This window comes from Flavobacterium sp. (assembly GCF_027484705.1).
Classification (GTDB): domain Bacteria; phylum Bacteroidota; class Bacteroidia; order Flavobacteriales; family Flavobacteriaceae; genus Flavobacterium.
Window position 1 is genome coordinate 137,179 of record NZ_JAIXSL010000016.1, and the last position, 26,820, is coordinate 163,998.

Sequence of the window (26,820 nt, forward strand, 5' to 3'; positions counted from 1 at the left end):
CATGAGTAAATTGCATAAAATCAAACATTTATTACTTTTTTTGACGTTTATTTCTTCTTTTTCGGCTTTAAGCCAATCCAATTCAAAATTCAAAGTTACCCTCGATGCCGGTCATGGCGCTCATGATTTTGGTGCCGTTTATCACGGTCATATTGAGAAAAACATCACATTAGCCATCGTTTTAAAAGTAGGGAAAATCCTCGAAGCCAACCCAAACATCGATGTCAATTATACACGTAAAAACGACACTTTTATCGAATTGGTGGAACGTTCTAGCATCGCCAACCGAGCAGATGCGCACATTTTTGTTTCGATCCATTGTAATGCCAATAAAAATACTTCGGCCTGCGGAAGTGAGACTTACGTAATGGGTTTGAATAAAAACGCTTCGAATCTGGCCGTTGCTAAAAGTGAGAATGCCGTAATCACGCTGGAGAAAGATTACAAACAAAAATATGAAGGTTTTGACCCCAACAATCCGAGTTCCATGATTGGTCTGACTTTGATGCAAGAAGAATATCTTGAGAACAGTATTTCACTGGCCAGTAAAATTCAGGATCAGTTTAGCGGCATCAACAGAAAAACCCGTGGTGTGAAACAAGCGCCATTTATGGTTTTACACAAAGCTTATATGCCAAGAGTACTGATTGAAACCGGTTTTATCTCAAACCCTGAAGAAGGCGCCATGCTGGATTCCGAGGAAGGCCAACAGGAATTAGCGCAAGCTATTGCCAATGCGATCGTGAGCTACAAAAAGGAATATTTCGGAAGCAACGGCAATGATGTCATCGAAAAACCATCCAAAAAAATGGCTCAGGAACCTGTTGTCAAAGAAACACCAGCTGTCGTGAAAAACGAATCCGTTGTTGAAAAAGAGCAACCCAATCCAAACCCGGAAATTCCGATGGTCGTTTTTAAAGTTCAGATTGCTGCCGCCAATAAAAAACTCGATCTTATTCCGTCAAACTTTAAAGGATTGAGCAACGTAAAATCTACTACTGATGACGGGCAATTATACAAATACACTTATGGAGAAACTTCTGATTACCAAGCTGCAAAGAAATATTTGGAAGAGGCCAAAGCCAGAGGCTATACTTCAGCATACCTCATAGCATTCAAGGACGGAAAAAAAATTAGCGTGCAGGAAGCCCTCAAATAAAGCTGAAGAAGTAAATATTTTATTTTAAATTTGCCTAAATATCAAGATTTTGAAAATTACCAGAGAAATTAAAACTGCCATATTGGTTATTGCGTCCATTCTGTTATTCATTTGGGGCTATAGCTTTTTAAAAGGACGCGATTTGCTGACTTCTTATAAAATCCTTTATGCTGAATACGATAACGTGGAAGGCCTTGGTGCTTCGGCTCCGATTACCCTAAACGGGCTCGTCATCGGTAAAGTCACTGAAATCAAATTTTCGGATCGTTCTGGAAAACTAATCGTCGAGATGCAAATCAAATCCGATTTCCCGATTTCAAAATCAAGTGTCGCAACCATCTACGAATCCGGACTTATCGGAGGAAAACAAATCATGATCATTCCCAATCTTAAAGATCAGGAAATGACCGTCACTGGTGATCATTTGCAAAGCAGTATCAAATTAGGGCTTACCGATTTAGCCGCTGAAAAACTCGCACCTTTGCAGGTAAAACTTGATAAGATTTTAATTGGTGCTGACCAAATGATCACTGGAATCAACAATGTGCTCGATAAAAAAGGGCAACAGGATTTAAAAGATGCTTTGTCGGAACTCACGCAAACCATCGCACAATTTCACAAAGCTTCGGAAAGCGTCAACGGAATGCTCGCAGATAACAAAACGAACATCAAGGGCATCGTTACTGATTTTCATAAAGTTTCGTCGAATTTTGCTTCGGTTTCAGATTCGTTAAAACAAGCCAATCTGGGCAAAACTGCTAAAGATTTACAAGTAACATTGAAAAGAGTCGATGAAATTATGGCTGGTCTGAATTCAGGAAAAGGCACCGCCGGAAAACTGCTTAAAGATGATGCGTTATACAGCAACCTTACTCAAACTTCAAAAGAATTGGAATTGTTGCTTCAAGATTTACGACTCAATCCGACGCGATATGTCAATGTTTCGCTGTTTGGAAAGAAAAACAAACCGTACGTGGCGCCCGCGGAAACGGCTGATAAAAAATAAATTTCTTCGATGATGAACTATTTAGACAATATACTCTTCGCGATTCTTCTGGCTGCAGGTGTCGGATATTTTGTAACGAATGTCAAAAAAATCATTCGCAACATCAATTTAGGCCGAGACATCAATCGTTCAGATCGCTCTTCAGAACGTTGGGCGAATATGGCTTTAATCGCGTTAGGGCAATCTAAAATGGTGAAGCGCCCGATTGCCGGAGTATTACATATCATTGTTTATGCTGGTTTTATCATCATCAATCTTGAAGTGCTTGAAATCATTATTGACGGATTGATTGGAACGCACCGCGTATTTTCATTTCTGGGAATGTTCTACGATGCATTGATTGGTTCGTTTGAAATCCTGGCTTTGTTGGTTTTGATCGCAGTTATTATTTTTCTTGCGAGAAGAAACGTCATCAAGCTCAAACGTTTCGTAAGTTCCGATCTTAAAGGCTGGCCGAAAAGCGATGCGAATTACATCCTATATTTTGAAGTCGTATTGATGTCTTTATTTCTTTTGATGAATGCGGCCGATTATCACTTACAGAATGTTTCGGGTGGTTTTGGGCATTACATTCAAGCCGGATCGTTTCCCGTTTCGCAATATCTTGCGCCATTATTTGATGGCATGAACAATGCTCTCGTAGCTTTATTGGAACGCGCTTTCTGGTGGATTCACGTCACCGGAATTTTGGTATTCCTGAATTATTTGTATTTCTCGAAACACTTACACATTTTATTGGCTTTCCCGAATACTTATTACGCGGATTTGAACCCAAAAGGCCAATTTGATAATCTTGCCTCGGTAACCGCCGAAGTAAAACTGATGATGGATCCGAACGCCGATCCTTACGCTGTGCCAGCTGTAGATGAAAATGCAGTTCCAAGCAAATTCGGAGCGAGCGATGTTCAGGATTTGAATTGGGTGCAATTGCTCAACGCTTATACCTGCACCGAATGCGGACGTTGTACTTCATCATGTCCGGCGAACCAAACCGGAAAGAAACTGTCGCCTCGTAAAATCATGATGGATACACGCGACCGTTTGCAGGAAGTAGGAAAAAATATCGACGCCAACAAAGGCGTTTTTATACCTGACAACAAAGCATTGCTTAACGATTACATTACGCCTGAAGAGTTGTGGGCCTGTACTTCGTGTAATGCCTGTGTCGAAGAATGTCCGGTCAATATCAGCCCGCTGTCAATCATCATGGACATGCGCCGTTATTTAGTGATGGAACAAAGTGCCGCGCCGATGTCGTTGAATGCGATGATGACCAATATCGAAAACAACGGAGCGCCTTGGCAATACAACCAGCAAGACCGTTTGAACTGGAAAAACGAAAATTAATAATTAGCTTTAAAATAAAAATTCTCTTATAGGTGAGTTTAAGGGTGTTTTTAATCAAATTGAAAAAATTAAATTAGAAACAAAACGAAAATGAAAAAAGAAGACATTGACAAGCAGTTGATTGCTGCTTCAGAGAACGGGCACCACATCAGTCCGATTTTGCCAGAGGGAATTAAGAATTATTTGATTGACATTGACGGAACGATTTGCGATGACATTCCCAACGAAGAGCCTGAAAGAATGTTGACTGCGGATGTTTATCCTGATGCATTAGTCACCTTGAACAAATGGTACGACGAAGGCCATGTGATTTTCTTCTTCACGTCAAGAACCGAAGCGCACCGTGAATATACTGAAATCTGGTTGAAGAAACACGGCTTCAAATACCACGGAATATTGTTCGGAAAACCAAGAGGCGGAAACTACCACTGGATTGACAATCACTTGGTGAAAGCTACACGATACAGAGGAAAATTTACAGACCTGATCGAAAAAGAAGTCACGATTCAGGTATTCGATGACGGAAAACATGAGTAGGTGGATTTGGTTATTTGTTGATTTGGTTATATGTAAACCGACTCTTCGAATAACCGAATAACCAAATAACCGCATAAACAACAATTTATGGAGCAATTAATCGTACCAACCATGGCCGAAATGTTAGCCCAAGGCAAGCAACCTGAAGTTTTATTTTGGGTCGGTTGTGCCGGAAGTTTTGACGACAGGGCTAAAAAAATCACCAAAGCGTTTGTTCGCATCCTAAATCGCGCTAACGTCGAATTTGCGGTATTGGGAACCGAAGAAAGTTGTACCGGCGATCCCGCAAAAAGGGCAGGGAATGAGTTCCTGTTTCAGATGCAGGCCATGATGAATATTGAAGTGCTCAATGCTTATGAAGCTAAAAAAATTGTGACGGCTTGCCCGCATTGCTTCAATACTTTGAAAAATGAATATCCGGAATTGGGTGGGAAATATGAAGTGATTCATCACACCGAATTCTTGAAATCATTATTGGATTCTGGTCGTTTGACTATTGAAGGCGGACAATTCAAAGGAAAAAAAATAACATTCCACGATCCGTGTTATTTGGGTCGTGCGAACAACATCTATGAAGCGCCACGAGATCTGATACAAAAACTCGATGCCGAACTCGTAGAAATGAAACGGTCCAAAGCCAACGGTTTGTGCTGTGGTGCCGGCGGAGCGCAAATGTTTAAAGATGCCGAACCCGGAAATAAAGAAGTCAATATCGAACGCACAGAAGACGCCTTAGAGACACAACCACAGATTATTGCCGCAGGTTGTCCGTTTTGCAATACGATGTTAACGGACGGTGTCAAAAATAAAGAACGCGAAGCTGACGTTAAGGTATTAGACATCGCCGAATTGATTGCCAATGCCCATGATCTTTAATTGATAATTGATAATTAACAATTGATAATTATTGATTGACATTCAAATTTTAAATTCATAATCCCAAATTTACATGTACGTTCCTTTTGAAAATTTACCGCCCGAATCCAAAGTCTGGATTTACCAGTCGAACCGAAAATTTACGGAAGAAGAATGGACCGCCATCGAAACCGACTTGAGAACCTTTGTCGATTCGTGGGTCGCGCATGGAACAAGCCTTGAAGCTTCGTATTTGTTGAAATACAATCGTTTCATCATACTGGCTGTGAATCAGGAAGTGCAGATGGCCACGGGTTGCTCGATTGATAAATCTGTCGAATTCATCCAAAGTTTAGAGCAAAAATACGCCGTCGATTTGTTGGATAAGATGAATGTGACTTTCAAATTAGGAGAACACATCGCCCACAAACCTTTAATCGAATTTAAAAAAATGGCCAAAGACAAAGCCGTTTCCGAAAATACGATTGTTTTCAATAATCTTGTGAACACCATCGAAGAATGGAACGACAGCTGGGAAGTTCCCGCCGGAGAAAGCTGGCACAGCCGTTTCTTTTAACCTGAAATCCATTGATGAAAAAATCCCGTTTGAAAATATGCTTCTGGAGTAGTCTCCTATTATTTGGAGTCAGTTGTGCGACAAAAAAAGCACCGCTTGTTGTGAAACCTGAAGTTAAAATTCCTGAACCCAAAGTTGTTGTTAATGATTTTGATGATAATTTTGATTCTGAAATCCAAAAAAAATGGGTTGATAGTATCTACAATACTTTGAGTTTTGACGAACGTGTTGGCCAGTTGTTTATGGTTTCCGCGTACTCGAACAAAGATTCCGTACATGTCAAAGCCATTGACAAACTGATTCAGGAAAACAAAGTCGGCGGATTGATTTTTTTCCAAGGCGGACCGGTGCGTCAAGCCAAACTTACGAATCGTTTCCAATCAAAATCAAGAATACCATTACTCATCGGAATTGATGCAGAATGGGGTTTAAGCATGCGACTTGATTCGACTTACCGTTACCCGTTCAACATGACTTTGGGCGCCATTCAGGACAAAAAACTGATTGAGCGAATCGGCATCCAAATGGGCGAGCAGAACAAAAGAATTGGGGTTCACTTCAATTTTGCGCCGGTTTTAGACATCAACACCAATCCCAAAAATCCTATTATCGGCTTCCGTTCGTTTGGCGAGAACAAAGAAAACGTGGCTGAAAGTGCTTTGGCACTGATGAAAGGCTATCAAAGTCAAGGCTTACTGGCGACAGGAAAACATTTTCCCGGTCATGGCGATACTGAAATCGATTCACATAATGCTTTGCCTACGATCACTTTTTCGAAAGAACGCCTCGATGATATCGAATTCTATCCTTACAAAAAACTATTTGCTGAAGGTCTGGCTTCGGTCATGGTCGCGCATCTCAATGTGCCGAGTTTAGAGCCACGCCCGAATATTCCTTCGTCAGTTTCTCACAATATCATTACCGATGTTTTGAAAAATCAACTCGGTTTCAAAGGTTTGATTTTTACCGATGCGTTGAATATGAAAGCCGCAAAGAATTTCCGTGAACCAGGCGAAATCGACCTTGAAGCCTTCCAAGCCGGAAACGATATTTTGCTTTGTGCTGAAAATGTTCCTGTGGCTGCAGAAAAAATCTGTATGGCTTATCAGGATTCGTTGATCAGTGAAGAAAGACTGGCTTATTCGGTAAAGAAAATTCTAAAATTCAAATACAAAACAGGATTGAATGCCTTTAAACCAGTTGCCATTCCTGACATTTACACCGACATCAATCCTATTAAAAATGATGCGCTGCAATACGAACTTTATGAAAATGCGGTGACGGTTCTCAAAAATAAAAATGAAATCTTACCCTTATCGAATCTTGAAAATGAAAAAATCGCTTACGTCAAATTGGGCGATGATGCCAACACCACTTTCGTATCGACTTTAAAAAAATATACTGAAGTCACTGAGATTACGGATGAAGACTTAGAATGCGTCAAAGATACGCTACAGCATTTCACCAAAGTCATTCTGGGTTTCCACAAATCGGATAAAGCCTGGAAAAGCCACGCGATGAGCGAAAAAGATTTGACCTGGCTCACCGAAATTTCCAAAAATAATATTGTGATTCTGGATGCGTTTACCAAACCTTACGCATTAATTCCAGTAACCGCTTTCGATGAAATAGAAGGCGTCGTAGTTTCATACCAAAACAGCGATATCGCACAAATTGTTTCGGCGGAATTGCTTTTCGGAGCGATTGATGCCAAAGGGAAATTGCCGGTTTCAATCAATGAACAGTTTAGGGTCAATGATGGTTTATCGACTGCAAAGCTCAACCGTTTGGGCTTTACCATTCCTGAAAACGTAGGTATGAATTCCGCGACCTTGACTAAAATTGAAAACTTCGCCAATTACGCTATTACCAAAAAAATGACACCGGGCATTGAAGTTTTGGTGGCGCGCAAAGGCAAAGTCGTATATCAGAAATCATTCGGTTACCATACTTATGAAAATAAAACCAAAGTCAACAATGCGACGGTTTATGATATCGCTTCACTTACGAAAATCGTGGCGACTTTGCCCAATGTGATGCAGCAATACGACCAGCAAAAAATTACTATGGAAACGCCGTTGAAGGAATTGCTGCCGATGTTCACCAATTCCGACAAACAGGATATTCCGTTCAAGGATTTGTTGTCGCATTATGCAAGACTTCAGGCGTGGATTCCGTTTTACAAAGCCACTTTAGACAGCGCGAAAATGCCACTTCCGAAATATTACAGTAAAGTGGCCAATGCACAGTTTTCAAAGCAAGTTGCCGATAGTTTGTTTATGCGCAATGATTATCATGATTCGATTATGAAGATGATCGTCGATAGTAAATTGCTGCCTAAAAAAGAATACAAATACAGCGATTTTACGTTCATCATCCTTAAGGATTACCTTGAAAAAGTGACCGGGAAAAAGCTCGATGTTTTAGTGCAGGAACAATTCTACAAATCGCTTGGGATGAACAACACGCTTTTCAATCCTTTGCAGAAATTTCCTAAAGACAGCATTCCGCCGACTGAAAACGACACTTATTTCCGCCACCAACAGATTCAGGGTTACGTGCATGATATGGAAGCCGCAATGGAAGGCGGTGTCGGAGGCCATGCAGGAATTTTCTCGAATGCGATGGATGTCGGCAAGATGATGCAATTGTATCTTCAAAAAGGGAATTATGGCGCACGTCAGTATTTCTCAGAAAAGACATTCACGGATTTCAACACTTGTTATTTCTGCGCCGAAGGCAACCGACGCGGTATAGGTTTCGACAAACCGCAACTTCCCGGAACCAGCGGCCCAACTTGTGGGTGTGTTTCGCTGACGAGTTTTGGGCATACCGGATTTACCGGCACAATGGCATGGGCCGATCCAGAAACGGATTTGGTATACATCTTTTTATCGAACAGGACATTCCCGGATTCGACGGTTAATACTTTATCAAAGGAAAACATCCGCGAAGACATTCAGAAAGTCATTTACGAATCGATTGTTAAATAAACCGAAAGATATTTTACGGTATAAGACGATTTTAATTTACACAAAATCAATTACATTTGTGAAAATTTAAATCCCTTTTATGAAAAAGTATTTTGTATCCTGTATTTGTTTTTTAGCCTTGGCCAATTTTATTGTCTTGTCGTGTACCACTAATGATAGCTCACCGGATTCGAACGTCGTGGTTTTGCCAAGTATTCAGACAACTCCGGCTACCATCATCAATCAGACTACTGCAACCTGTGGAGGCAATCTGCTTTCAAGTGGTAACGGAACGATTCTTTCTCGTGGGCTTTGTTATTCTACATTACCGAATCCAACGACAGCGGATAGTAAAATACCAAAGCCTGGAACATTGGGTACATTCACCTGCTCATTCACAGGACTCACCGCAGCAACAACATATTATGTAAGGGCTTATGCTTCAAATAGTGCCGGAACCGCTTATGGGGAAGAGATTAATTTCACCACAACCACAACGCCCGTTGCTTTTCCTACGGTCACTACTACAGATGCTGCCGCTATTGCAGAAACAAGTGCGTTAAGTGGTGGAACGGTTACTGCAGCGGGAGGTACTGCACTCACCGCCAGAGGAATCTGTTGGGCAACAACACCGAATCCGTCAACAACCGATAACGTCATTACAGATACGGCTGCTACCTTAGGAACTTATACAAGTTCGCTTGTTGGTTTGACTCCGAATACAAACTATTACGTAAGAGCTTTTGCCACCAACAGCGGAGGAACAGGCTATGGTGCGCAGATTACTTTTACCACTACCGGAAATAGTAGCGGAACTTTACCCGTTGTCACGACAACCGATGTAACTTCTATAACAAATACTTCTGCACTAAGCGGAGGAAATGTAACTTCTGCAGGTTCTTCAGCGATTACTACAAGAGGATTATGCTGGGCAACACATGATATGCCAACAACGACTGACAACTTATTACCGGTTTCGGGAACAACTGGTTCTTTTGGAAGTACACTTTCGGGACTTACGCCAGGAACAACCTATTTTGTGAGGGCTTATGCAACGAACAATTCAGGAACTGCTTATGGTGCACAAATCTCATTTACTACTACGGGCGGCGGATCTTCTTCAGGGCCAACAGGTGGAAATGCTATATGCAATGGATCGCAACCAACAGCCGTGGTAACTGTTACGTCATTAACAGGAAAAATCTGGATGGACAGGAATCTTGGAGCCAGCCGCGCAGCCACATCTGCGAAAGATTTTAATGCTTACGGATGTTTATACCAATGGGGAAGAGGTAATGACGACCATGCTAGTATCACATGGATTGGCGGTGAGGAAAATCAAGGTGTTCCGGCGGGAACTGCTGTGAATGGCGTTACCGATGTACATTCCTCAAGTGACACTCCAGGTAATGCTCTATTCATAAGAGATGAAGTAGGTGTTTATGATTGGAGAAGCCCCAAAAATGATAATTTATGGCAAGGTGTCAATGGAATCAATAACCCTTGTCCAGCAGGATACAGGCTTCCAACACAGGCTGAATTCGAAGCGGAACTCGATGCCTATTCAATAACAGGACCCAATTCAGCTTACCTTTCTGCTTTGAAACTCCCATTAGCCGGAGACCGCGCTTTTGATTCGGGTATGGTCAGAGGTCAGGGTGTTGACGCTTTCTTCTGGACATCAACCATTGATGGGAATGATTCTATTGATGTGTCGATAACATCAAACGGAGTGTATTCTGACGTAGGAAATGGCAGAGCAGGCGGCTATTCTGTTCGCTGCATTAAAAACTAAATTTCAATAACATTTTTATAAAGAAACTTCTCGCTCCATCACGGGAAGTTTTTTTATGATTTTTTTTAAAACATATTGCAGCGATGAATTCTTTAAAATACATTTTACTCTTTTTAACCTCGGTCACCATGGCTCAGGCGAAATATACCCTAAAAGGTCATTTCAATGCTGCAACCAATAAAGCCATTACGCTCAAAGGATTTTCGGCACTAGAAGAACTGCCCTTGGATAAAAGCACCACCGATGCTAATGGGAATTTCACATTGACCTATCCGGCAGATTATGTTGGTGCGGCGGTAGTCGAAATCAACAAAGGAAAAAAGGTTATCGTGCTTCTGAACCACGAGAATTTTGAAATCCAATGGGATGATTTGAGTACCACCAAAAGTTTAAAATTCATCAACTCCACCGAAAATGCCACATTTGATAGTGGTTTGTCGTTGTACCAGAACACGCAGGAGAAAAAAAACGGGATTTCTTATTTGGTGCCGCTTTATGCTACTGAGCCTCAAAAGAGTTTTTTTAAAAACGAACTTGACCAACTCAATCTTGTCATGCCGGATTATTTGAAAAAAATATCTGATCAAACCTATGCCAGTTATTATCTGAAAGTCAAAATGCTGATTGCCGATTTACAGTTGAGTCTGAAACGTTATCCCGAACGCACCGCTGCACTTCAAAAAGAATGGAATGCTTTAGATTTTAGTGATGTACGGTTGATGCATTCCGGTTTGTATGACGAACTGCTGCAAACCAACGTGACGGTCATCATGAATCGTGAAAAAAAATACGAACAACTCAACCATAGCACTGACCTTATTCTCAAAAGCCTCCAATCAAAACCTGAGGTCAAACAGTCAGTCGCGGAATATTTGTTTAACCTTTTTGAAAAGAAAAGTCTGTTCGATGCATCCGAACACCTCGCCTTGGGAATGCTTAACGACGGAACCTGTCAGCTCGATGACAAGCATAAAGCGCTTTTCGAACAATACAGAAAAATGGCCAATGGCAATCTCGCACCCAATATTGAATGCTCAAATGGGCAGAAATCAAAGTTGTACGATCTCAAGAATCAATACAAATTGGTCGTATTTGGCGCCAGCTGGTGTCCGAAATGTGTGGACGAAATGCCCAAGCTCAAGACATTTTATGATTCGTGGAAAAAGGATCATGGCCTTGAAATCGTATTCATCTCCCTGGATACTCAAAAAATTGATTATGAAAATTTCGTAAAGGATTTTCCGTGGATTTCCAGTTGCGATTTTAAAGGATGGGAATCTAAGCCAGTCGTAGATTATTGCATTTTTGGTAGCCCGACGATGTACCTGCTTGATGCTAATAATGTCATTAAACTGAAACCGATTTCAGCAGCCCAAATAAATGCTTGGTTCGAAATTCACCCATAAAATCCTCCCTTGCAAATCAGCCATCGATAATTAAATATTCCTTACTACATTTATAGTATTCAAAAAAAACGAATGCTATGAAACAATACCAAATCTTCGCACTGATTTCGATGCTCTTTGCAGGACTGACCGCAGTAGTAGCCAAAGCCGGACTAAAGAATGTTGCTGCCGATACCGGAAATGCCGTAAGAACATCGTTTGTTTTTATACTGATTTGGATCAATATTTTTGCCTTCAGTAGCCTCAAGGATTTTTCCAACCTTACCAAAAAAGATATTGCAATGCTCGGAATATCAGCTTTTACAACAAGTGTTTCATGGATATTTTATTACAAGGCCATGAAAATGGGAAACGTTTCTGAAGTGGCGTTGATTGATAAAGGCAGCATCATCGTTACTTTGGTACTTTCTTTTCTTTTCCTGAATGAAACCTTTACCTGGAAAATAGCCCTCGGAGGTTTGATGATTATAGGCGGTCTTTTGATTTTGACGATGAAATAAAAGCTGATTTATTTAACTTAATTTTTTCAAAAAACAGTAGCGCTATTCACTAAATTCGTGGCTCTAATTATTGCTTATGAAAATTGCTATTGTATGTTATCCAACTTTTGGCGGAAGTGGCGTAGTGGCTACAGAATTGGGTCTCGAATTAGCACGCCGCGGACACGAAATCCATTTCATCACTTACAGCCAGCCTGTGCGTTTGGCGCTGTTGAATGCCAATGTGCATTACCACGAAGTCAACGTTCCTGAATATCCGTTGTTCCATTATCAACCCTATGAATTGGCACTGTCGAGCAAACTCGTCGATATGGTCAAGCTTTATAAAATCGAATTGCTTCATGTTCATTATGCGATTCCACACGCTTATGCAGGTTACATGGCGAAACAAATGCTCAAGGAAGAAGGTATCGATATCCCAATGGTGACGACACTTCACGGGACTGATATCACTTTGGTGGGAAATCATCCGTTTTATAAACCGGCCGTAACCTTCAGCATCAACAAATCGGACATCGTGACTTCAGTATCGCAAAGCCTTAAAGACGAAACCTTGAAGTTATTCAAGATCAGCAACGAGATTGAAGTGATTCCGAATTTCATTGAACTTAATAAAAATATTGATGATAAAAGCATCCCATGTTATCGTTCGGTGATCGCAAAAGAACACGAACGTGTGATTACGCACATTAGTAATTTCCGCAAAGTGAAGCGCATTCCTGATGTCATTAAAATATTTAATAAAATTCAACAACAAATTCCTGCGAAGCTTATGATGGTAGGCGATGGGCCGGAAAAAGAAAAAGCAGAAAGATTGTGTTACGAACTGGGCATTCAGGACAAAGTCATTTTCTTTGGAAACAGCAATGAGATTGACCGCATCTTAAGTTATTCTGATCTGTTCCTGTTGCCTTCTGAAACAGAAAGCTTCGGACTCGCTGCTTTAGAAGCCATGGCGTTAAGCGTTCCTGTAATTTCGAGCAATTCCGGTGGTTTGCCTGAAGTGAATTTTGATGGGATTTCGGGTTACCTAAGCAATGTTGGCGATATTGATGCGATGGCAGAAAACGCTTTAAAGATAATCCGCGACGATGCCACTTTGAAACAATTCAAAGACAAAGCATTGACAACCGCCAAGCAGTTTGATATTCAGAATATCCTGCCACTTTATGAAGAATTGTATCTGCGCGCTTTAAGTATTTATGCTTAATTTGCTTGCTGAAAAATATCATTATTATGATTAAAAAAGGATTTTCAATATTTTTAATTTTATGTTTAATCGGTTGTGCAACAAAGCGTTATTCAACAGAATTTAAACCATTATACGAGATTTTGACGCAACAGGAAGACGGGGGCGCTACCATACGTTTTTTTGAAATTCTGACGGAAGACAAGGAAATTAAGATGCTTCAGAACGATGCGCTTTTAAAAAACAAAATCACCGCCGAAGATATCAAAACTTCCAATTTTGTGATTCTAAACATGGGCGAAAAAACCACGCCGGGCTATACCATTGACATAAAAAGTGTAGAAGAAACCGCTGATAAAATCATCATCAAAGTCCGCGATGTAGAACCTAAAATTGCCGGAGTTGCCGAAAATGAAGTATTCTATTATCCGTATTCGATTCTCAAAGTCAATTCGAAAAAGGAAATCATCATACAGTAATACAGATTTAATATTTGAAAACATTATTCCATAAAAAAAATCCATTAACAACTAATGGATTTTTCTTTTAAATATTGATTCTTATTTAGAACTGATAACGCAAACCTAACGCAATATCAGAACCGTAATTGTTTTCATAATAACCGTGTCCACCAAATTCTGGACGGAAATCCAACGAAATCAACAAAGGAATATCAAAATCGTATTCAATACCGATATCACCGGCTATAAAGGCAAAGGTTCCATTGTCATTCTCACCTTTATAATCATAACGCCAAGATCCCAAACCGCCACCGACGCCTGCATACCAGTTGAAACCGCCGTCAATGTTCCATACCCATTGGTATAAACCAGCCAATTTGACGGCATCGACATGCTTACTGTTTCTCCAGCCCAAATCAGCTTCCAATCGGTTCGAACCTCCTAAAGCCCTTTGATAAGAAACCTCAGCTCCGAAACCGTCATTGTCGCCCAATCGCAATCCTAAAGCGTTCTCCGAAATTTTCTGTGCCTGACCGTTCCATGCGAAACCTAAGGCCAAGACTGCTGCAAAAATTAATTTTTTCATAATAGTAGATTTTGTTTGATGCAAACTTAAACTTTATTACTTGTAAAATATTGCAAAAAAGTTATAAAATACCTTACTATTATGGGCTTAAAAGGAGTTAATCTGTTTTGAAAATACTATGGAAGCAATCAATTGTTCGCCCATTAAATGTTCCATTTCGAACATATCTTCTTCGTCTTCAGTATAATTGCAATCCGCATATCTGAAGAGTTTCCAGCGTTTTCTGTTGTATTCTAAGGCGGTCAGGTTTTCTACCCAATCGCCCGAATTCAAATAAACCGTTGTTCCATTCTTATTTGATTTTTCAATAATTCTGGGTTCATGAATATGACCACAGATCACATAATCATATTGTTTTTCAATAGCCAAATCGGTTGCGGTAGTTTCAAAATCAGAGATATACTTTACGGCTTTTTTAACGCTGCCTTTTATTTTTTTGGAAAAAGAATAAGGTTCTTTGCCCATTTTATGGAGGCACCAATTCACAAATCGGTTCAAAAGAATCAGGTAGTCATACCCCAATCCGCCTAATTTTGCAATCCATTTTGAATGCTGAACCGAAAGATCGAAGACATCGCCATGAAAAATCCAGGCTTTCTTATCATCGATATCGAGCACCAACTTATCAATGATGGAGAAATTTCCCATCTTTGTATCGCTGAATTTCCGTAACAGTTCGTCATGGTTTCCCGTAATATAGTATACTTTCGTTCCTTTACTCGCCATCGAAAGAATCTTTTGAATGACTTTCAAATGGATTTTAGGAAAGTATGATTTTCTGAATTGCCAGATGTCGATGATGTCGCCATTGAGCACTAAAATTTTGGGTTTGATGCTCGATAAATAATTCAATAATTCTTTCGCGTGACATCCAAAAGTTCCTAAATGCACGTCTGAAATGACGACCAGTTCTACTTTTCGCTTTTTCAAAGTATTTGATTTGAAGTTTTACAAATGAAAGGAGGGCATATTAATTGAACACTTTTAAAATATTAAGAAACTGCATTCATTTAAGGCTTAAAATTAAATTAACTTAAACCTTGTGTCGATTTCCTGAGAAGAATTGCCTCGAAGGTTTCCAAACTTTCATCTAAAATCTTACATTTGTTTAAAACAACATCTATGGCCGGAAATAGCTACGGAACACTTTTCAGAATCACCACATTCGGAGAATCGCATGGCGAAGCTTTAGGCGGCATCATTGACGGTTGCCCGCCGAACATTAACCTGGATTTTGAAGCCATCCAAAACGAAATGGCGCGCAGAAAACCCGGACAATCCGCCATCGTTACCCAGCGTAAGGAAGCCGACGAAGTCCAATTCCTCTCAGGCATCTTCGAAGGCAAAACCACCGGAACCCCAATAGGATTCATCATTCCGAACCAAAACCAGAAATCAGACGATTATTCGCATATCAAAGATTCGTACCGTCCGAGCCACGCCGATTATGTTTACGAAAAGAAATACGGCATCCGTGATTATCGTGGCGGCGGCAGAAGTTCCGCAAGGGAAACCGCGAGTCGGGTAGTGGCTGGCGCGATTGCCAAACAAATGTTGCCCGATATCAAAATCAACGCTTTCGTTTCGTCGGTTGGTGACATTTTCATTGACAAACCATACCAAACTTTAGATTTCACCAAAACCGAAACCAATGCTGTGCGATGTCCGGACGAAGCTACAGCCACAAAAATGGAAGAGTACATCAAAGAAATTCGCAAACAAGGCGATACCGTTGGTGGCACGATTACTTGTGTAATCCAAAATGTGCCGCTGGGTTTGGGCGAACCCGTTTTCGACAAACTCCACGCCGAATTGGGCAAAGCGATGTTGTCGATCAACGCGGTCAAAGGATTCGAATACGGCAGCGGATTCTGCGGCTCGAAAATGAAAGGCAGCGAACACAACGATTTATATTGGCCCGACGGAACGACCAAAACCAATTTGTCCGGCGGCATTCAGGGCGGCATTTCCAATGGCATGGACATTTATTTCCGCGTCGCTTTCAAGCCAGTCGCCACGTTGATGCAGAAACAGGAAACACTCGATAATCAAGGTAATATTTCCGAAACGCAAGGCAAAGGCCGTCACGATCCGTGTGTCGTTCCGCGCGCAGTGCCGATTGTGGAAGCCATGGCCGCGATGGTGTTGGCCGATTTTTATTTATTAAATAAGATTTATCAAACTCATGTTTAGAAGCTTGATCCTGCTGTCCGCTTTATCTTTTGTTCTGAACCCCAGAACAAAAGGATGCTCGCTGCCATCAGGGCTAGGGCAATCGATTATCTAACAAATCCCCGTAAACATTAATCATTCGCGGTAAAACTAAAGCTTATGACCAAAAACAAACCTTCGATCCTTTCAAACCTTACGGCTCAAATCCTCATCGCGATGTTGGTCGGAATCTTTCTTGGCATCATCATCCATAACAATTGTTCAGAAGACAGCGCCAAGGAATTCAGCGGTTACATTAAAATGCTCGCAACGGTATTCATCCGATTGGTGCAGATGATCATTTCGCCATTGGTTTTTACCACACTCGTGGTCGGAATTGCAAAACTCGGCGACATCAAAGCCGTCGGCAGAATCGGAGGCAAAGCATTGGGTTGGTTTTTCACGGCTTCATTCATCTCGTTACTTATTGGAATGTTCTGGGTCAATATTCTGCAACCAGGCGTAGGTTTGAACCTGTCTGACATCGATTTGGCAACTGCCTCAGAAGTCACTGAAAAAACACAAAGTTTCTCTGCGCAGAATTTCGTCGAACATATCATCCCGAAAAGTATCGTTGAAGCAATGGCCACCAACGAGATTTTACAAATCGTAATCTTCTCCATATTCTTCGGCTTGGCTGCAGCTTCCATTGGCGACAACGCAAAACCCGTCGTGAATGCTTTGGATAAAACTTCACACATCGTTTTGAAAATGGTCAACTATGTCATGAAGTTCGCTCCAGTCGGTGTCTTCGGAGCCATTGCAGGTGTATTTGCCGTTCGTGATTTCGGTGATCTCGCATTAACTTACGCCAAATTCTTCGGGTCGTTTTTGGTGGGCATCACTTCATTGTGGGCTATACTTTTACTTATAGGTTACATTTTCCTCAAATCCAGAATGTCGAAGTTGCTCAAGCATATCGTAAGCCCGTTAATTATAGCTTTCGGAACAACGAGCAGCGAAGCCGTTTTTCCTAAACTCACCGAAGAACTCGAACGTTTCGGCATCAAGGATAAAATCGTTTCGTTTATGTTGCCTTTGGGCTATTCGTTCAACCTCGATGGCAGTATGATGTATATGACATTCGCGAGCATTTTCATCGCACAAGCTTACGGAATCGATTTAAGTCTCGGAACTCAAATGACGATGCTTTTGGTTTTAATGTTGACCAGTAAAGGAATTGCAGGCGTTCCAAGAGCCAGTTTAGTTGTTGTCGCCGCTACTTGCGGGATGTTTAAAATTCCGATTGAAGGCATCGCTTTAATTTTACCAATCGATCATTTTTGCGATATGTTCAGAAGCGCCACGAATGTTTTAGGCAATGCGCTGGCAACTTCCGTAGTAGGAAAATGGGAAAAGGAAGACTAATGTTTAAATTCATGAATCATGGCAGAAAACAAAACCAAAGAAACCCAAGACAGCGTTCCGGATTTTATCAATACTGTTGAAGATGTGACCAAACGTTCGGACTGTTTTCAAATCATCGAATTGTTCAGAAGTCAAACCGGTTTGGAACCTAAAATGTGGGGCCCGGCCATCATAGGTTTTGGCAGTTATCATTACAAATACGAAAGCGGCCGCGAAGGCGATGCGCCACTGACCGGATTTTCACCCAGAAAAAACAACATCGCTTTTTATTTTGCTTCAGCCTTTGAAAATAGGGAAGAACTACTCGGAAAGTTAGGCAAGCATACCACTGCAAAAAGCTGCGTATACATCAAAAAACTTTCAGACATCGATACTGAGGTTTTAAAAGCAATGATTGCGGCTTCCATGATACATATTAAAACAAAATATGCTTAAATTGCATTGATTAATCTTTAAAACTAAAAATATGAAAAAACTTTTACTCAGCTTTATAGTGCTCGCTACCGCCCAAAATATGGTATCGCAGACTATTATTTCAGAAAATTTTGATGGGCTTCCGGTGGGAAATATCGGTACTGATATTACAGGAACCACACCTACCAATAATTTTTACACCTTATCTACAAACTATGATTTGGATCCGCTGGCTACAACCACTGGAACCAATGCCTCGAATGCTAACTTTCAAATCGTTGCCAGTACGGCAGATCACGGTAATGTATTCCAGATTGAAGGCACCAATGGCGATAAAGGCAGAAGGAATTTCTGGCTCGACGGTTTTCCTGACCAATGGTCATTCCGCGACACAGGCAGCGATATTGTTGAAGTAGAATTTGATTTGTATACCGGCAATACTTCAGGAACAAGTGTGAATACCAAAGGCGTTTATATTTATGACCAAACGGCAGGTAAAGTACTCGGAGGATTTGTGTTCAACACTAAAACATTAGTGATTTCAGGAATTGCTTATTTTACCAATGCCACCGCTCCCGTTGGAAATTATTTGTTTTATTTGGCCACTGGCGCCACCAATGTAGTTTTGCCAGCGGATTCTTGGGTTCGTTTAGGAGTAAGTTTTAATAAAACTACAGGAGCCGTTAAATGGAAAGGACCTAACATCAACGGTCAGGTTACAGGCGCTGCGATCGGAACAGAACCCAACAGAGTGGCCATTGTTTCCAGAAGCGGTTCTACAGCTGCGACTGCAACGGCTCCGGCAGTCACGAATACTGCAGCAGCAGTTGGTTTGTTTGACAATTTGGTTGTTCGTGCAAGCGCAACGGATTCTTTGTTAGCGGTTGATGAAGTTACATTGGTTCAAAATACTGATTTCGTAGTAGCTCCAAATCCAGCAAACAACTTCATAACGATTTCAGGTAATGAAACTGTTGCTATTACTTCAATTTCAGTAACCGATATCAACGGACGAATCGTCAAAAATCAAAGTTTTGAAAACGTTTCGGAAGCAGAGATGAATGTTTCTGATTTGGCTCAAGGCTTATACCTCATGAACATCACTTCAAAAGATGGAAACACCGCTCAGAAATTTATCAAAAACTAGATAAAATTGAATCACAAAAAAACTCCTCGGTAATGAGGAGTTTTTTTTTTACTTTTTGTTTCCGGAATTCATCATCAGGAGTACAGCACCAACAATGGCTACAATCACGAGTCCGAAAACTACAATCATAATAAAGGAACCATTTTCCCAGGAATAGAGTGGCAGCGTTTTCATAGTGTTTAGTTTAAAAGGATGTTTAAAAGTAGCATACCTTCAGGCAACAAACCATGATAAATATCATAACGCCAATTTATTCCAAAAATTTAGCTTTCAATTCCGGCGTCGGCAACAGGCAACTTTCTTTTTTGCCATACCATTGATACCGATTAGCCGCTACATAATCATATAAAACATTGCGCAAACCGGTTGGAATGATTTTGAAGAGCGTCCCGAAATGAAAAAAGCCGCCCAAATGTCTCGCAATCTGTAAGGCCGCATTCGATTTGTAATAATAGGCTACTCCGGGTTCGTACAAAACCACAGAATCTATATTTTTAGCATTGATGCCGATGTGCGCTAAAATCTTCTGGCCCAATTCCGACTGCAATGAAACAAAGCGGAACTGGTCTTTCGTATCATGCTTGATGACAAACTGCACTGAAGCTTCGCACAAATTGCAAACGCCATCAAAAAGGATTATTTTCTTGCCTGTGGGAAGTTCCAACATATTATTTTTTTGGGGTTTCAACATATTCCAGAACCTCTAAACTGACTGTCGAGGTAAAGACGCCGTAATTGACCACGGCTTTATTTTTCTCAATCTTATCGATGCTTCCGATGGCTTTTCCGTCAAACATGCGCACGCGATCGCCTACTTTGAGTACTGGTTTTGGTTTTTCGACAATGATACTGGCTTTGAGTTTCTTTTCCTTTTTCTCGGTCCTGATTTTCTCGACCTGAACGGTTACTTCCTTGATAATTTCCTTTTTCTGGACTTCTTTGGCTTTGGTTTCTTTGACAGTCGCTTTCTTTCTTTTGGAATTTTCGATTTCCACGATCTTCAAAAATTCGCCGATGAGTTCCTTTTTGTTCTTGTTGTTGAAATATTTATCGGCAATATCATCAATCTTTTGTCCCATGTAAATCAGACGCTGGTTGCTGTCGTAGAGTTCCTGATAGCTTTCGAGTTTCTGTTTGATCTTGACATTGATCGATTCCATTTTTTTGCTTTCCTCACGCGCTTTGGTTTCTTCTTCTTTGAGCGTTTGCGAGGTTTTCTCCATTTTGGAACGCTCTTTTTGAAGGTTCGCAATGGTTTTGTCAAAACGGACTTTGCCCACTTCAATCTTCTTCTTCGCACGATTGATCAACCCGAATGGGATGCCGTTCTTCTGCGCGACTTCAAACGTGAACGAACTTCCGGCCTGACCGACGACCAATTTATAAATCGGTTCGAGCGATTTCTCATCGAAAAGCATGTTCGCATTCGTTGCAAAAGGCAATTCATTCGCGAGTATTTTTAAGTTGGAGTAATGCGTGGTGATGATTCCGAAAGCTTCACGATGGTAGAATTCCTCGAGAAAAATCTCTGCCAAAGCACCGCCGAGTTCAGGATCGGAACCGGTTCCAAATTCATCAATCAGGAACATCGTTTTCTTATTGCATTTCTTGAGGAAATAATTCATGTTCTTTAAACGGTAGCTGTAAGTACTCAGATGATTTTCAATGGATTGATTATCTCCGATGTCAGTCAGAATCCTGTCGAATAAGAAGGTTTCACTGCGTTCGTGTACCGGAATCAGCATACCCGATTGCAGCATCAATTGCAACAAGCCGACGGTTTTCAACGAAATGGTTTTTCCGCCAGCATTTGGTCCGGAAATTACAATAATGCGACGTTCCTGTTGCAGTTCAAAAGTCTGCGGATAAGTGATTTCGTTCTTCTGGTTGTTGTTCAAAAGCAGGATAGGATGGAAGGCATCTCGGAAATACAACTTTCGTTTGTCATTGATTTTAGGCAAAATCCCGTTGATGCGTTGTGCGTATTTGGCTTTGGCGGCAATCACATCGATATCGCTTAAAAACTCCTGATACTGAATCAGCAAAGGCAAATAAGGTCGGATATCATTGGTCAACTGCTTTAATATTCTGGTGATTTCTTCCTTTTCTTCGTATTCGAGATTGGCGAGTTCACGAGAATATTGCAAGGTTGTTTCAGGTTCGATGTACGCAATGCTTCCCGTTTTGGAACTGCCTAAAATCGAGCCTTTCACTTTGCGTCGGTACATCGCTAAAACTGCCAAAACACGGCGGTTCTGCACAAAGCTTTCCCTGATTTCATCGAGATAACCCAAACTATTGTAATGCGTGAGCGACGCACCGAAACTTTGATTCACTTTACCTCGAACCGTATTCATACTGCGACGGATATTCAACAAATCGGGCGAAGCGTTGTCTTTGATTTCGCCATACTTATCGACGACATTATCAATGCTGTTAATAATGGCTTTAGTCAGTTCAATCGACGAAGATTTGGCATGCAGCTTTGGGTAATATTCTTCAAATTTCTTTAGAAATTGCAACAATACATTGGTCGTTTCCGACATCGTGGCTATTTTCCTGAAACTGCCGACTTCGAGAAAACTGTCTTCAATGCCAAGGAATTTGATTTCATTCGTGATCGCATCAAAACCATGGTTTGGAATCGCGTTGTTATTTTGGAACGAAGCCAAATATTCTGAAGTTTGCAGCAAGGCATCCATCAAAATCGTTTCTTCTTTAAACGGTATGATTTGTAAGGCTTTCTGTTTCCCGATTTCCGTATTACAGATCGAAGAAATGGTTTCTAAGACGGTCGGGAATTGTAAATCCTGTAAAGTTTTTTCGGTAATGCTGATCATTTTCTCTTTCGGTTGCAAGGATTCAAAGTTACAAAGCAGAAAGTTAAAAACCATTATTTCTTAGCGCTGTTTGCGAAAAACTTTGCGAACTTTACGCGAAAATACGGCTATGGAACTTCCTTCAGATTGGCAAACGGTTTTAGTGGATGAAATTAAAAAAACTTATTATCACGAATTGATGCAAGCGGTTGAAAATGAGTATCAAAATACGATTTGCTATCCACCAAAAGATTTAATTTTTGCCGCTTTTGAAAAGTGTTCTTTTGAAAACCTCAAAGTTGTTATTATCGGACAAGATCCGTATCATGGAACTGGTGAGGCGAACGGCTTGTGTTTTTCAGTGAATGATGGCGTGGCGATTCCACCTTCGTTGCGCAATATTTTTCGGGAAATCAATGCTGACTTTGATACGATATTCATCCCGAATTCCGGCAATCTCGAACATTGGGCAAGGCAAGGCGTATTACTTCTGAATGCCTCGTTGACGGTCAGAAAAGACCAACCGAACAGCCATAAGCATTTGTCATGGCAGACTTTTACTGATGCCGTCATCCAGAAAATATCGGAAGAAAAGCAGCAAGTCGTGTTCCTGTTATGGGGAAGTTTTGCTCAAAAAAAAGGTTTGAAAATTGACAGAACCAAACATCTGGTGCTGACTTCAGGACATCCGTCGCCGATGAGCGCCAATCAAGGCAAATGGTTCGGTAATAAACACTTCAGCCAGACCAATGCTTATCTGGAATCAATTGATAAAAAACCAATAGAATGGTTTCTATAACACCGTAAAATGGAAATAACCTGTTCCGTCCAAATCCGTAGTGTTTGGGGAATTCAAATTCAAAAAGAGGTTGTTGCCGACACTTTCAGAGCGCATTTCCACAATGTTGTTGGCGTTGCTGTTGTAGCCGAAACTCAAGCGGTAGTTGCCAGCAGGTAAATTCTTGATGCCGGCAAGATATTCATAAGATTCCGTCACCGTATTGTAGACTGACTTCGCCAAAACGAAAGAACCTGTTTCAGATTGTCCTTTTATATTCTGAACTTGATTGTTTTCAATGTCAATGTAAACAAAGCCTCCATCTATTTCTCGCTCCAATTCGTACGAAAAATTGAGTTTTGCAGCTCCGCCAGTAGTTTTGTAGATATCCAACGGATGTGCCATATTAGGAACCGTTAACAAACGGGGAATATTCGCTTGCACAAAAATGGTTTGATCACCAGGAACATCGGAACTTGCCACAACCACCAAATTATCGGACGTCACAAAAACGTCGTTATAAAATTCGTTGTCTTTATTAGAACAATCAGCAGCCATTAAAATCGTTGCCAAACTGACGAAAAAGAAATATTGTATAGTTTTCATAGTCAAAATTTAAAATCGATAACTAACCCCTAAACCCACGCGCGATAAGATGTCCGGGCTTTTGTCTTTATTGAACAGATTCGATCCGAAACCCACGAGGAACTCAATCCCGAATTGGTCTTTGATGTAATATTTATAACCGACAGCGGCACCTAAACCCAAATCGTTGTATTTGCTTTTCTCGATGGCGTAATAATTATTATTGGTAGCATCACTCAAGAGCACGATTTCTCTAAAATCACCGCCATTGGCATCTGCAAAAATTTCTGCAAAATAGAAACTGCGTGCCCCTTGCGACAAATTGTAGCGCACAAAAGGAATCAGTTCATATTTGGAGAAAAAATCCACATTGCCTTCGTCAAAATCGTCCTTATTTTTTTTGTTGTTTGAGTAAATACCGCTCACACCGACGGAGAAATTCTTGTTCAGAAAACGTTCGTAAGTGATATTCAGCCTTGAAGTTGCCAAGGCCAGCACATCAACGCGCACTTCATTTCGCTTGCTTAATAAAGGAGATTTTGGAATAGTATCTTGCGCATGAATCCATTGGGAACCGAGCCATAAAAGCAGGATGAGTTTCTTCATAAAAAAGAATTTGTAATGATTGAGCTAAGATATAAAAAGAATCGGATTTCAGGACTGCGATAAATTAATAAAGTGTCAGCGCTCCTAATATTTCCTCTGACATGAACGGCCCGCCCGGATAAGTCGCCGTATAATCGAGGTTGAGCCAAATCTGACCGCGCTCGTCAATATGATAATGGATTTTATTGCCTTTGCTTTCCTTTACAAAAAGGACTTTTTTAATCAGATAATTGACCGTTTCCAAATCGGTTTTGTTACCGATCAGGATTTCAGGATAGATATGACCGCCGGTGTGAATAAGCCTTGGTGTTCCGCCGATGGATTTGATGCAGGCCGCCATGAGCACGGAATGATCGTCGCAATCGCCAGAAAAATAGCGCAAGGATTCTGTGGCTTTGGCGATGTAATCTTTCCCTTTGGGATCGCTGACATAATTCCAGCGCGAGTTAATTTCCTTGAATACGGCAAAACATTGAATAATCGTTCTGTAATTTGAATAACCTCGAATATCCTTAAAATCTTTGGTGGTCGCCATGAGGGCAAAATCACGCACTCTCGGATTTTCAAATTCAATCGCATTGAGGATTTTGGTCTTATTCGGAAAAGGCAGCAATTTGGAAATAATAATATCCTGCGGATTCGGGCTGTCGCTCATCGAATAAACCATATACTGATAATCATCGGCAACGCTGCTGAATCCGTATCTTCCGGAAATACTACCCACTAACAGGGCGACCAAATACAACGCAATACAGACAATAATAATGGTGCGCATCAACCGCAAAACGAGTTGAATGACCGCTAAAATAAGTAGGAATAAAAGAATCCTGTCGAGTTGAAAATACCAATTAGGATCGATTAGATTTTGGTGAATGATGATGAAAACAGGAATCGCAACCAGCACGTTCAACGCAAAAATAATGACATTGTCCCAAGGTTTTTTGACCTGAAGTTTCTGTTTTATTTTCTGAATAGCATAAATCGATTTTCTTATCATGACCACCTAAAACGTAAAACTAGAAGGTTTTAACAATTTCAGCAAAAGTACCTTTTTTATCGATAAGAGCGAGCTGCGAAAGTTGATTTTGTACGTTGTTTAACACATCGGCTTGCAACGTTTTTTGCGACCATTCCGTAAGCGATAACCATTCACGAATGTCTTCTTTTTTTTGATGGTAACGCGAAGCTAAAGTATTGTCGATGCTCGGAATGTCTTTAAATTCGGAGGTGGTTTGGTTGATGATTTCGAGGATTTTCTGAATCGCTTGGGGATGCTTTTCGAGAATCACATCACGTACTGCAATCACGAAACAGGGCCAAGGCGTCGGGCAATCTCCGAGGTTTCTGAAGATTCCTTTGTCGACGAGCGGTTTGGTCATGAAATGTTCCCACATGAAATAATCGGCAGTTCCGTTGGTCAAAGCTTCGACGGCGCCATCGATGGTATTGACGATTTCAAACTGGAGGTTTTCGGTGTTCCAGCCTTGTTGGTGCGCGTTGACATAAGCCATGAGTTGCGAACCCGAACCCAATCTGGAAATAGCAACTTTGGTATTTTCTAAATCAGCAATGGTTTGGAATTTTGATTTTGCCGCAACGTGAATGCCCCACAATAAAGGCGATTCGACATAAACCTGAACGATCTTAGATGGATTTCCCGCGACGATATCCTTAACGATGCCTTCGGTTAAGATCACGGCGATATCCGTTTCCCCGGAGCGCAGCATTTGGCAGAGCTTTCCGGTTCCTTCAGGAACGTCGGTCCATTCGAGGTTGATGTTTTCGTTTTCGAATTCGTTATTCTCGATACACAAGTGCCAAGGCAAATTGAAATGTTCGGGAACGCCGGCTATCTTTAGTGTTGTCATTTCTTAAGGTTTGAGTTCGTACCAGTTGCACAACATATTGTAATGCAGGTATTGGCCGTTTTGTTTTAAGCCGATTTTCTGGAGGATTTTGTTGGAACCGACATTATCAATATGAGCGGACGCATACACGGCTGGAATTTTCATTTCGTTGAAACCGTAGTCCAGCCAAGCTTTAGCGGCTTCATAACCGTAACCTTTTCCCCAATACGCTTCAGCGAAACGGTAACCGATGTCATAGAAATTGACGTGGTTGTTTTCGGGTTCGGTGATCAGTTTCAGTCCGGCCCAACCGATGATTTCCTGGGTTTCTTTTAAGATCACTACATAACGTCCGATGCCGTTTTCGAGATATTGCTTTTGGATGCTTTTGATATAGGCATCGCATTCTTCGATTTTGATGAGCGGTTGGTTTCCTAAGTAACGGTGCACGTTCGGATTAGTATCCATGGCGAACAACGCTTCGTTGTCTGAAGCGCGGAATTCCCGCATGAGAAGTCGTTCGGTTTCGAGTACAAAAGACATGATGCTGAAATTAAGGTTTGTGATTTACGAATTGCCCTAGCCCCGATAGTAACGATATCCTTTTGTGCCGGCGTTCGGCATAAAAGATTTAGTGAATAGCGGGAATTAGCTA

Annotated in this window: 27 protein-coding genes; 17 read left to right on the forward strand and 10 right to left on the reverse strand. The window is 41.1% G+C overall.

Annotated features, from left to right (window positions below):
* The first annotated feature begins 1 nt into the window (after position 1).
* The 12 genes from Q0058_RS09245 (at position 2) to Q0058_RS09300 (ending at position 13,822) form a co-directional block, all read left to right on the forward strand.
* The gene (locus Q0058_RS09245; RefSeq protein ID WP_298223145.1) at positions 2–1,159 is read left to right on the forward strand and encodes an N-acetylmuramoyl-L-alanine amidase; all 1,158 of its coding nucleotides are present in this window, start codon (positions 2–4) and stop codon (positions 1,157–1,159) included.
* A gap of 49 nt (positions 1,160–1,208) precedes the next feature.
* A complete protein-coding gene (locus tag Q0058_RS09250; RefSeq protein ID WP_298223167.1) occupies positions 1,209–2,165 on the forward strand; it encodes an MlaD family protein in 957 nt (318 codons plus the stop codon).
* Between the two features lie 12 nt (positions 2,166–2,177).
* Positions 2,178–3,512 (forward strand): (Fe-S)-binding protein, encoded by a 1,335-nt coding sequence (locus tag Q0058_RS09255; protein WP_298223601.1) that lies wholly within the window; start codon positions 2,178–2,180, stop codon positions 3,510–3,512.
* Positions 3,513–3,602: 90 nt separating this feature from the next.
* The gene (locus Q0058_RS09260) at positions 3,603–4,049 is read left to right on the forward strand and encodes a phosphoheptose isomerase (RefSeq protein WP_298223169.1); all 447 of its coding nucleotides are present in this window, start codon (positions 3,603–3,605) and stop codon (positions 4,047–4,049) included.
* 87 nt (positions 4,050–4,136) lie between these two features.
* On the forward strand, positions 4,137–4,925 hold the full coding sequence (locus tag Q0058_RS09265) for a (Fe-S)-binding protein (protein ID WP_298223171.1): 789 nt from the start codon (positions 4,137–4,139) through the stop codon (positions 4,923–4,925).
* Between the two features lie 73 nt (positions 4,926–4,998).
* The gene (locus tag Q0058_RS09270; RefSeq protein WP_298223174.1) at positions 4,999–5,481 is read left to right on the forward strand and encodes an ABC transporter ATPase; all 483 of its coding nucleotides are present in this window, start codon (positions 4,999–5,001) and stop codon (positions 5,479–5,481) included.
* Between the two features lie 14 nt (positions 5,482–5,495).
* Entirely contained in the window at positions 5,496–8,474 is a 2,979-nt protein-coding gene (locus Q0058_RS09275) for a glycoside hydrolase family 3 N-terminal domain-containing protein (protein WP_298223176.1), read from the forward strand.
* A 79-nt stretch (positions 8,475–8,553) separates the two neighbouring features.
* Positions 8,554–10,248 (forward strand): FISUMP domain-containing protein, encoded by a 1,695-nt coding sequence (locus Q0058_RS09280; protein ID WP_298223178.1) that lies wholly within the window; start codon positions 8,554–8,556, stop codon positions 10,246–10,248.
* Between the two features lie 83 nt (positions 10,249–10,331).
* A complete protein-coding gene (locus Q0058_RS09285; protein ID WP_298223180.1) occupies positions 10,332–11,654 on the forward strand; it encodes a thioredoxin family protein in 1,323 nt (440 codons plus the stop codon).
* 77 nt (positions 11,655–11,731) lie between these two features.
* Positions 11,732–12,154: an EamA family transporter gene (locus Q0058_RS09290; RefSeq protein WP_298223182.1), complete on the forward strand. Its 423-nt coding sequence runs from the start codon at positions 11,732–11,734 to the stop codon at positions 12,152–12,154.
* Between the two features lie 76 nt (positions 12,155–12,230).
* Positions 12,231–13,364: an N-acetyl-alpha-D-glucosaminyl L-malate synthase BshA gene (gene bshA, locus Q0058_RS09295; protein WP_298223184.1), complete on the forward strand. Its 1,134-nt coding sequence runs from the start codon at positions 12,231–12,233 to the stop codon at positions 13,362–13,364.
* Positions 13,365–13,390: 26 nt separating this feature from the next.
* Positions 13,391–13,822 carry a protease complex subunit PrcB family protein gene (locus Q0058_RS09300; RefSeq protein WP_298223186.1) on the forward strand — a complete coding sequence of 144 codons (432 nt, stop codon included), beginning with the start codon at positions 13,391–13,393 and terminating at the stop codon, positions 13,820–13,822.
* An 85-nt stretch (positions 13,823–13,907) separates the two neighbouring features.
* Here Q0058_RS09300 and Q0058_RS09305 read toward each other — a convergent pair whose 3' ends face one another.
* The gene (locus Q0058_RS09305) at positions 13,908–14,390 is read right to left on the reverse strand and encodes a hypothetical protein (protein ID WP_298223188.1); all 483 of its coding nucleotides are present in this window, start codon (positions 14,388–14,390) and stop codon (positions 13,908–13,910) included.
* Between the two features lie 87 nt (positions 14,391–14,477).
* A complete protein-coding gene (locus tag Q0058_RS09310) occupies positions 14,478–15,320 on the reverse strand; it encodes a UDP-2,3-diacylglucosamine diphosphatase (RefSeq protein WP_298223190.1) in 843 nt (280 codons plus the stop codon).
* A 192-nt stretch (positions 15,321–15,512) separates the two neighbouring features.
* On the opposite strand from Q0058_RS09310, the gene aroC reads away from it, so the two are divergent.
* The 4 genes from aroC (at position 15,513) to Q0058_RS09330 (ending at position 19,530) form a co-directional block, all read left to right on the forward strand.
* Entirely contained in the window at positions 15,513–16,583 is a 1,071-nt protein-coding gene (aroC, locus tag Q0058_RS09315; protein ID WP_298223192.1) for a chorismate synthase, read from the forward strand.
* Between the two features lie 138 nt (positions 16,584–16,721).
* Entirely contained in the window at positions 16,722–17,969 is a 1,248-nt protein-coding gene (locus Q0058_RS09320) for a cation:dicarboxylase symporter family transporter (protein ID WP_298223194.1), read from the forward strand.
* Between the two features lie 18 nt (positions 17,970–17,987).
* A complete protein-coding gene (locus Q0058_RS09325; RefSeq protein ID WP_298223196.1) occupies positions 17,988–18,404 on the forward strand; it encodes a DUF1801 domain-containing protein in 417 nt (138 codons plus the stop codon).
* A 31-nt stretch (positions 18,405–18,435) separates the two neighbouring features.
* Entirely contained in the window at positions 18,436–19,530 is a 1,095-nt protein-coding gene (locus Q0058_RS09330) for a T9SS type A sorting domain-containing protein (RefSeq protein ID WP_298223198.1), read from the forward strand.
* A 48-nt stretch (positions 19,531–19,578) separates the two neighbouring features.
* Here Q0058_RS09330 and Q0058_RS09335 read toward each other — a convergent pair whose 3' ends face one another.
* The 3 genes from Q0058_RS09335 to Q0058_RS09345 all read right to left on the reverse strand — a co-directional run bounded on the left by Q0058_RS09335 (position 19,579) and on the right by Q0058_RS09345 (position 22,370).
* Positions 19,579–19,704: a hypothetical protein gene (locus tag Q0058_RS09335; protein WP_298223200.1), complete on the reverse strand. Its 126-nt coding sequence runs from the start codon at positions 19,702–19,704 to the stop codon at positions 19,579–19,581.
* Between the two features lie 76 nt (positions 19,705–19,780).
* Entirely contained in the window at positions 19,781–20,197 is a 417-nt protein-coding gene (locus tag Q0058_RS09340) for a thiol-disulfide oxidoreductase DCC family protein (RefSeq protein WP_298223202.1), read from the reverse strand.
* 1 nt (position 20,198) lies between these two features.
* Positions 20,199–22,370: a DNA mismatch repair protein MutS gene (locus tag Q0058_RS09345; RefSeq protein ID WP_298223204.1), complete on the reverse strand. Its 2,172-nt coding sequence runs from the start codon at positions 22,368–22,370 to the stop codon at positions 20,199–20,201.
* A 109-nt stretch (positions 22,371–22,479) separates the two neighbouring features.
* Here Q0058_RS09345 and Q0058_RS09350 point away from each other — a divergent pair, with 109 nt between their 5' ends.
* Complete coding sequence (locus Q0058_RS09350; protein WP_298223206.1) at positions 22,480–23,148, forward strand: uracil-DNA glycosylase; 669 nt, start codon at positions 22,480–22,482, stop codon at positions 23,146–23,148.
* On the opposite strand, the gene Q0058_RS09355 is transcribed toward Q0058_RS09350, so the two are convergent.
* The 5 genes from Q0058_RS09355 to Q0058_RS09375 all read right to left on the reverse strand — a co-directional run bounded on the left by Q0058_RS09355 (position 23,143) and on the right by Q0058_RS09375 (position 26,708).
* On the reverse strand, positions 23,143–23,733 hold the full coding sequence (locus Q0058_RS09355; protein ID WP_298223208.1) for a hypothetical protein: 591 nt from the start codon (positions 23,731–23,733) through the stop codon (positions 23,143–23,145). The two genes, Q0058_RS09350 and Q0058_RS09355, sit on opposite strands and share 6 nt — an antisense overlap.
* Positions 23,734–23,742: 9 nt before the next feature.
* Positions 23,743–24,318 (reverse strand): DUF3575 domain-containing protein, encoded by a 576-nt coding sequence (locus tag Q0058_RS09360; protein WP_298223210.1) that lies wholly within the window; start codon positions 24,316–24,318, stop codon positions 23,743–23,745.
* 64 nt (positions 24,319–24,382) lie between these two features.
* A complete protein-coding gene (locus Q0058_RS09365) occupies positions 24,383–25,315 on the reverse strand; it encodes a transglutaminase (RefSeq protein WP_298223211.1) in 933 nt (310 codons plus the stop codon).
* 19 nt (positions 25,316–25,334) lie between these two features.
* Positions 25,335–26,186: a substrate-binding domain-containing protein gene (locus Q0058_RS09370; RefSeq protein ID WP_298223213.1), complete on the reverse strand. Its 852-nt coding sequence runs from the start codon at positions 26,184–26,186 to the stop codon at positions 25,335–25,337.
* A 3-nt stretch (positions 26,187–26,189) separates the two neighbouring features.
* Positions 26,190–26,708: a GNAT family N-acetyltransferase gene (locus Q0058_RS09375; RefSeq protein WP_298223215.1), complete on the reverse strand. Its 519-nt coding sequence runs from the start codon at positions 26,706–26,708 to the stop codon at positions 26,190–26,192.
* Positions 26,709–26,820 lie beyond the last annotated feature (112 nt).

Coding starts and splice junctions, on each gene's coding strand:
- Q0058_RS09245 (WP_298223145.1), top strand. CDS start 2: ATGAGTAAATTGCATAAAATCAAACATTTATTACTTTTTTTGACGTTT.
- Q0058_RS09305 (WP_298223188.1), bottom strand. CDS start 14,390: ATGAAAAAATTAATTTTTGCAGCAGTCTTGGCCTTAGGTTTCGCATGG.
- Q0058_RS09290 (WP_298223182.1), top strand. CDS start 11,732: ATGAAACAATACCAAATCTTCGCACTGATTTCGATGCTCTTTGCAGGA.
- Q0058_RS09350 (WP_298223206.1), top strand. CDS start 22,480: ATGGAACTTCCTTCAGATTGGCAAACGGTTTTAGTGGATGAAATTAAA.
- Q0058_RS09335 (WP_298223200.1), bottom strand. CDS start 19,704: ATGAAAACGCTGCCACTCTATTCCTGGGAAAATGGTTCCTTTATTATG.
- Q0058_RS09340 (WP_298223202.1), bottom strand. CDS start 20,197: ATGTTGGAACTTCCCACAGGCAAGAAAATAATCCTTTTTGATGGCGTT.
- Q0058_RS09345 (WP_298223204.1), bottom strand. CDS start 22,370: ATGATCAGCATTACCGAAAAAACTTTACAGGATTTACAATTCCCGACC.
- Q0058_RS09285 (WP_298223180.1), top strand. CDS start 10,332: ATGAATTCTTTAAAATACATTTTACTCTTTTTAACCTCGGTCACCATG.
- Q0058_RS09360 (WP_298223210.1), bottom strand. CDS start 24,318: ATGAAGAAACTCATCCTGCTTTTATGGCTCGGTTCCCAATGGATTCAT.
- Q0058_RS09270 (WP_298223174.1), top strand. CDS start 4,999: ATGTACGTTCCTTTTGAAAATTTACCGCCCGAATCCAAAGTCTGGATT.
- Q0058_RS09355 (WP_298223208.1), bottom strand. CDS start 23,733: ATGAAAACTATACAATATTTCTTTTTCGTCAGTTTGGCAACGATTTTA.
- Q0058_RS09275 (WP_298223176.1), top strand. CDS start 5,496: ATGAAAAAATCCCGTTTGAAAATATGCTTCTGGAGTAGTCTCCTATTA.
- Q0058_RS09320 (WP_298223194.1), top strand. CDS start 16,722: ATGACCAAAAACAAACCTTCGATCCTTTCAAACCTTACGGCTCAAATC.
- Q0058_RS09330 (WP_298223198.1), top strand. CDS start 18,436: ATGAAAAAACTTTTACTCAGCTTTATAGTGCTCGCTACCGCCCAAAAT.
- Q0058_RS09300 (WP_298223186.1), top strand. CDS start 13,391: ATGATTAAAAAAGGATTTTCAATATTTTTAATTTTATGTTTAATCGGT.
- Q0058_RS09280 (WP_298223178.1), top strand. CDS start 8,554: ATGAAAAAGTATTTTGTATCCTGTATTTGTTTTTTAGCCTTGGCCAAT.
- Q0058_RS09370 (WP_298223213.1), bottom strand. CDS start 26,186: ATGACAACACTAAAGATAGCCGGCGTTCCCGAACATTTCAATTTGCCT.
- aroC (WP_298223192.1), top strand. CDS start 15,513: ATGGCCGGAAATAGCTACGGAACACTTTTCAGAATCACCACATTCGGA.
- Q0058_RS09265 (WP_298223171.1), top strand. CDS start 4,137: ATGGAGCAATTAATCGTACCAACCATGGCCGAAATGTTAGCCCAAGGC.
- Q0058_RS09260 (WP_298223169.1), top strand. CDS start 3,603: ATGAAAAAAGAAGACATTGACAAGCAGTTGATTGCTGCTTCAGAGAAC.
- Q0058_RS09255 (WP_298223601.1), top strand. CDS start 2,178: ATGAACTATTTAGACAATATACTCTTCGCGATTCTTCTGGCTGCAGGT.
- bshA (WP_298223184.1), top strand. CDS start 12,231: ATGAAAATTGCTATTGTATGTTATCCAACTTTTGGCGGAAGTGGCGTA.
- Q0058_RS09375 (WP_298223215.1), bottom strand. CDS start 26,708: ATGTCTTTTGTACTCGAAACCGAACGACTTCTCATGCGGGAATTCCGC.
- Q0058_RS09365 (WP_298223211.1), bottom strand. CDS start 25,315: ATGATAAGAAAATCGATTTATGCTATTCAGAAAATAAAACAGAAACTT.
- Q0058_RS09325 (WP_298223196.1), top strand. CDS start 17,988: ATGGCAGAAAACAAAACCAAAGAAACCCAAGACAGCGTTCCGGATTTT.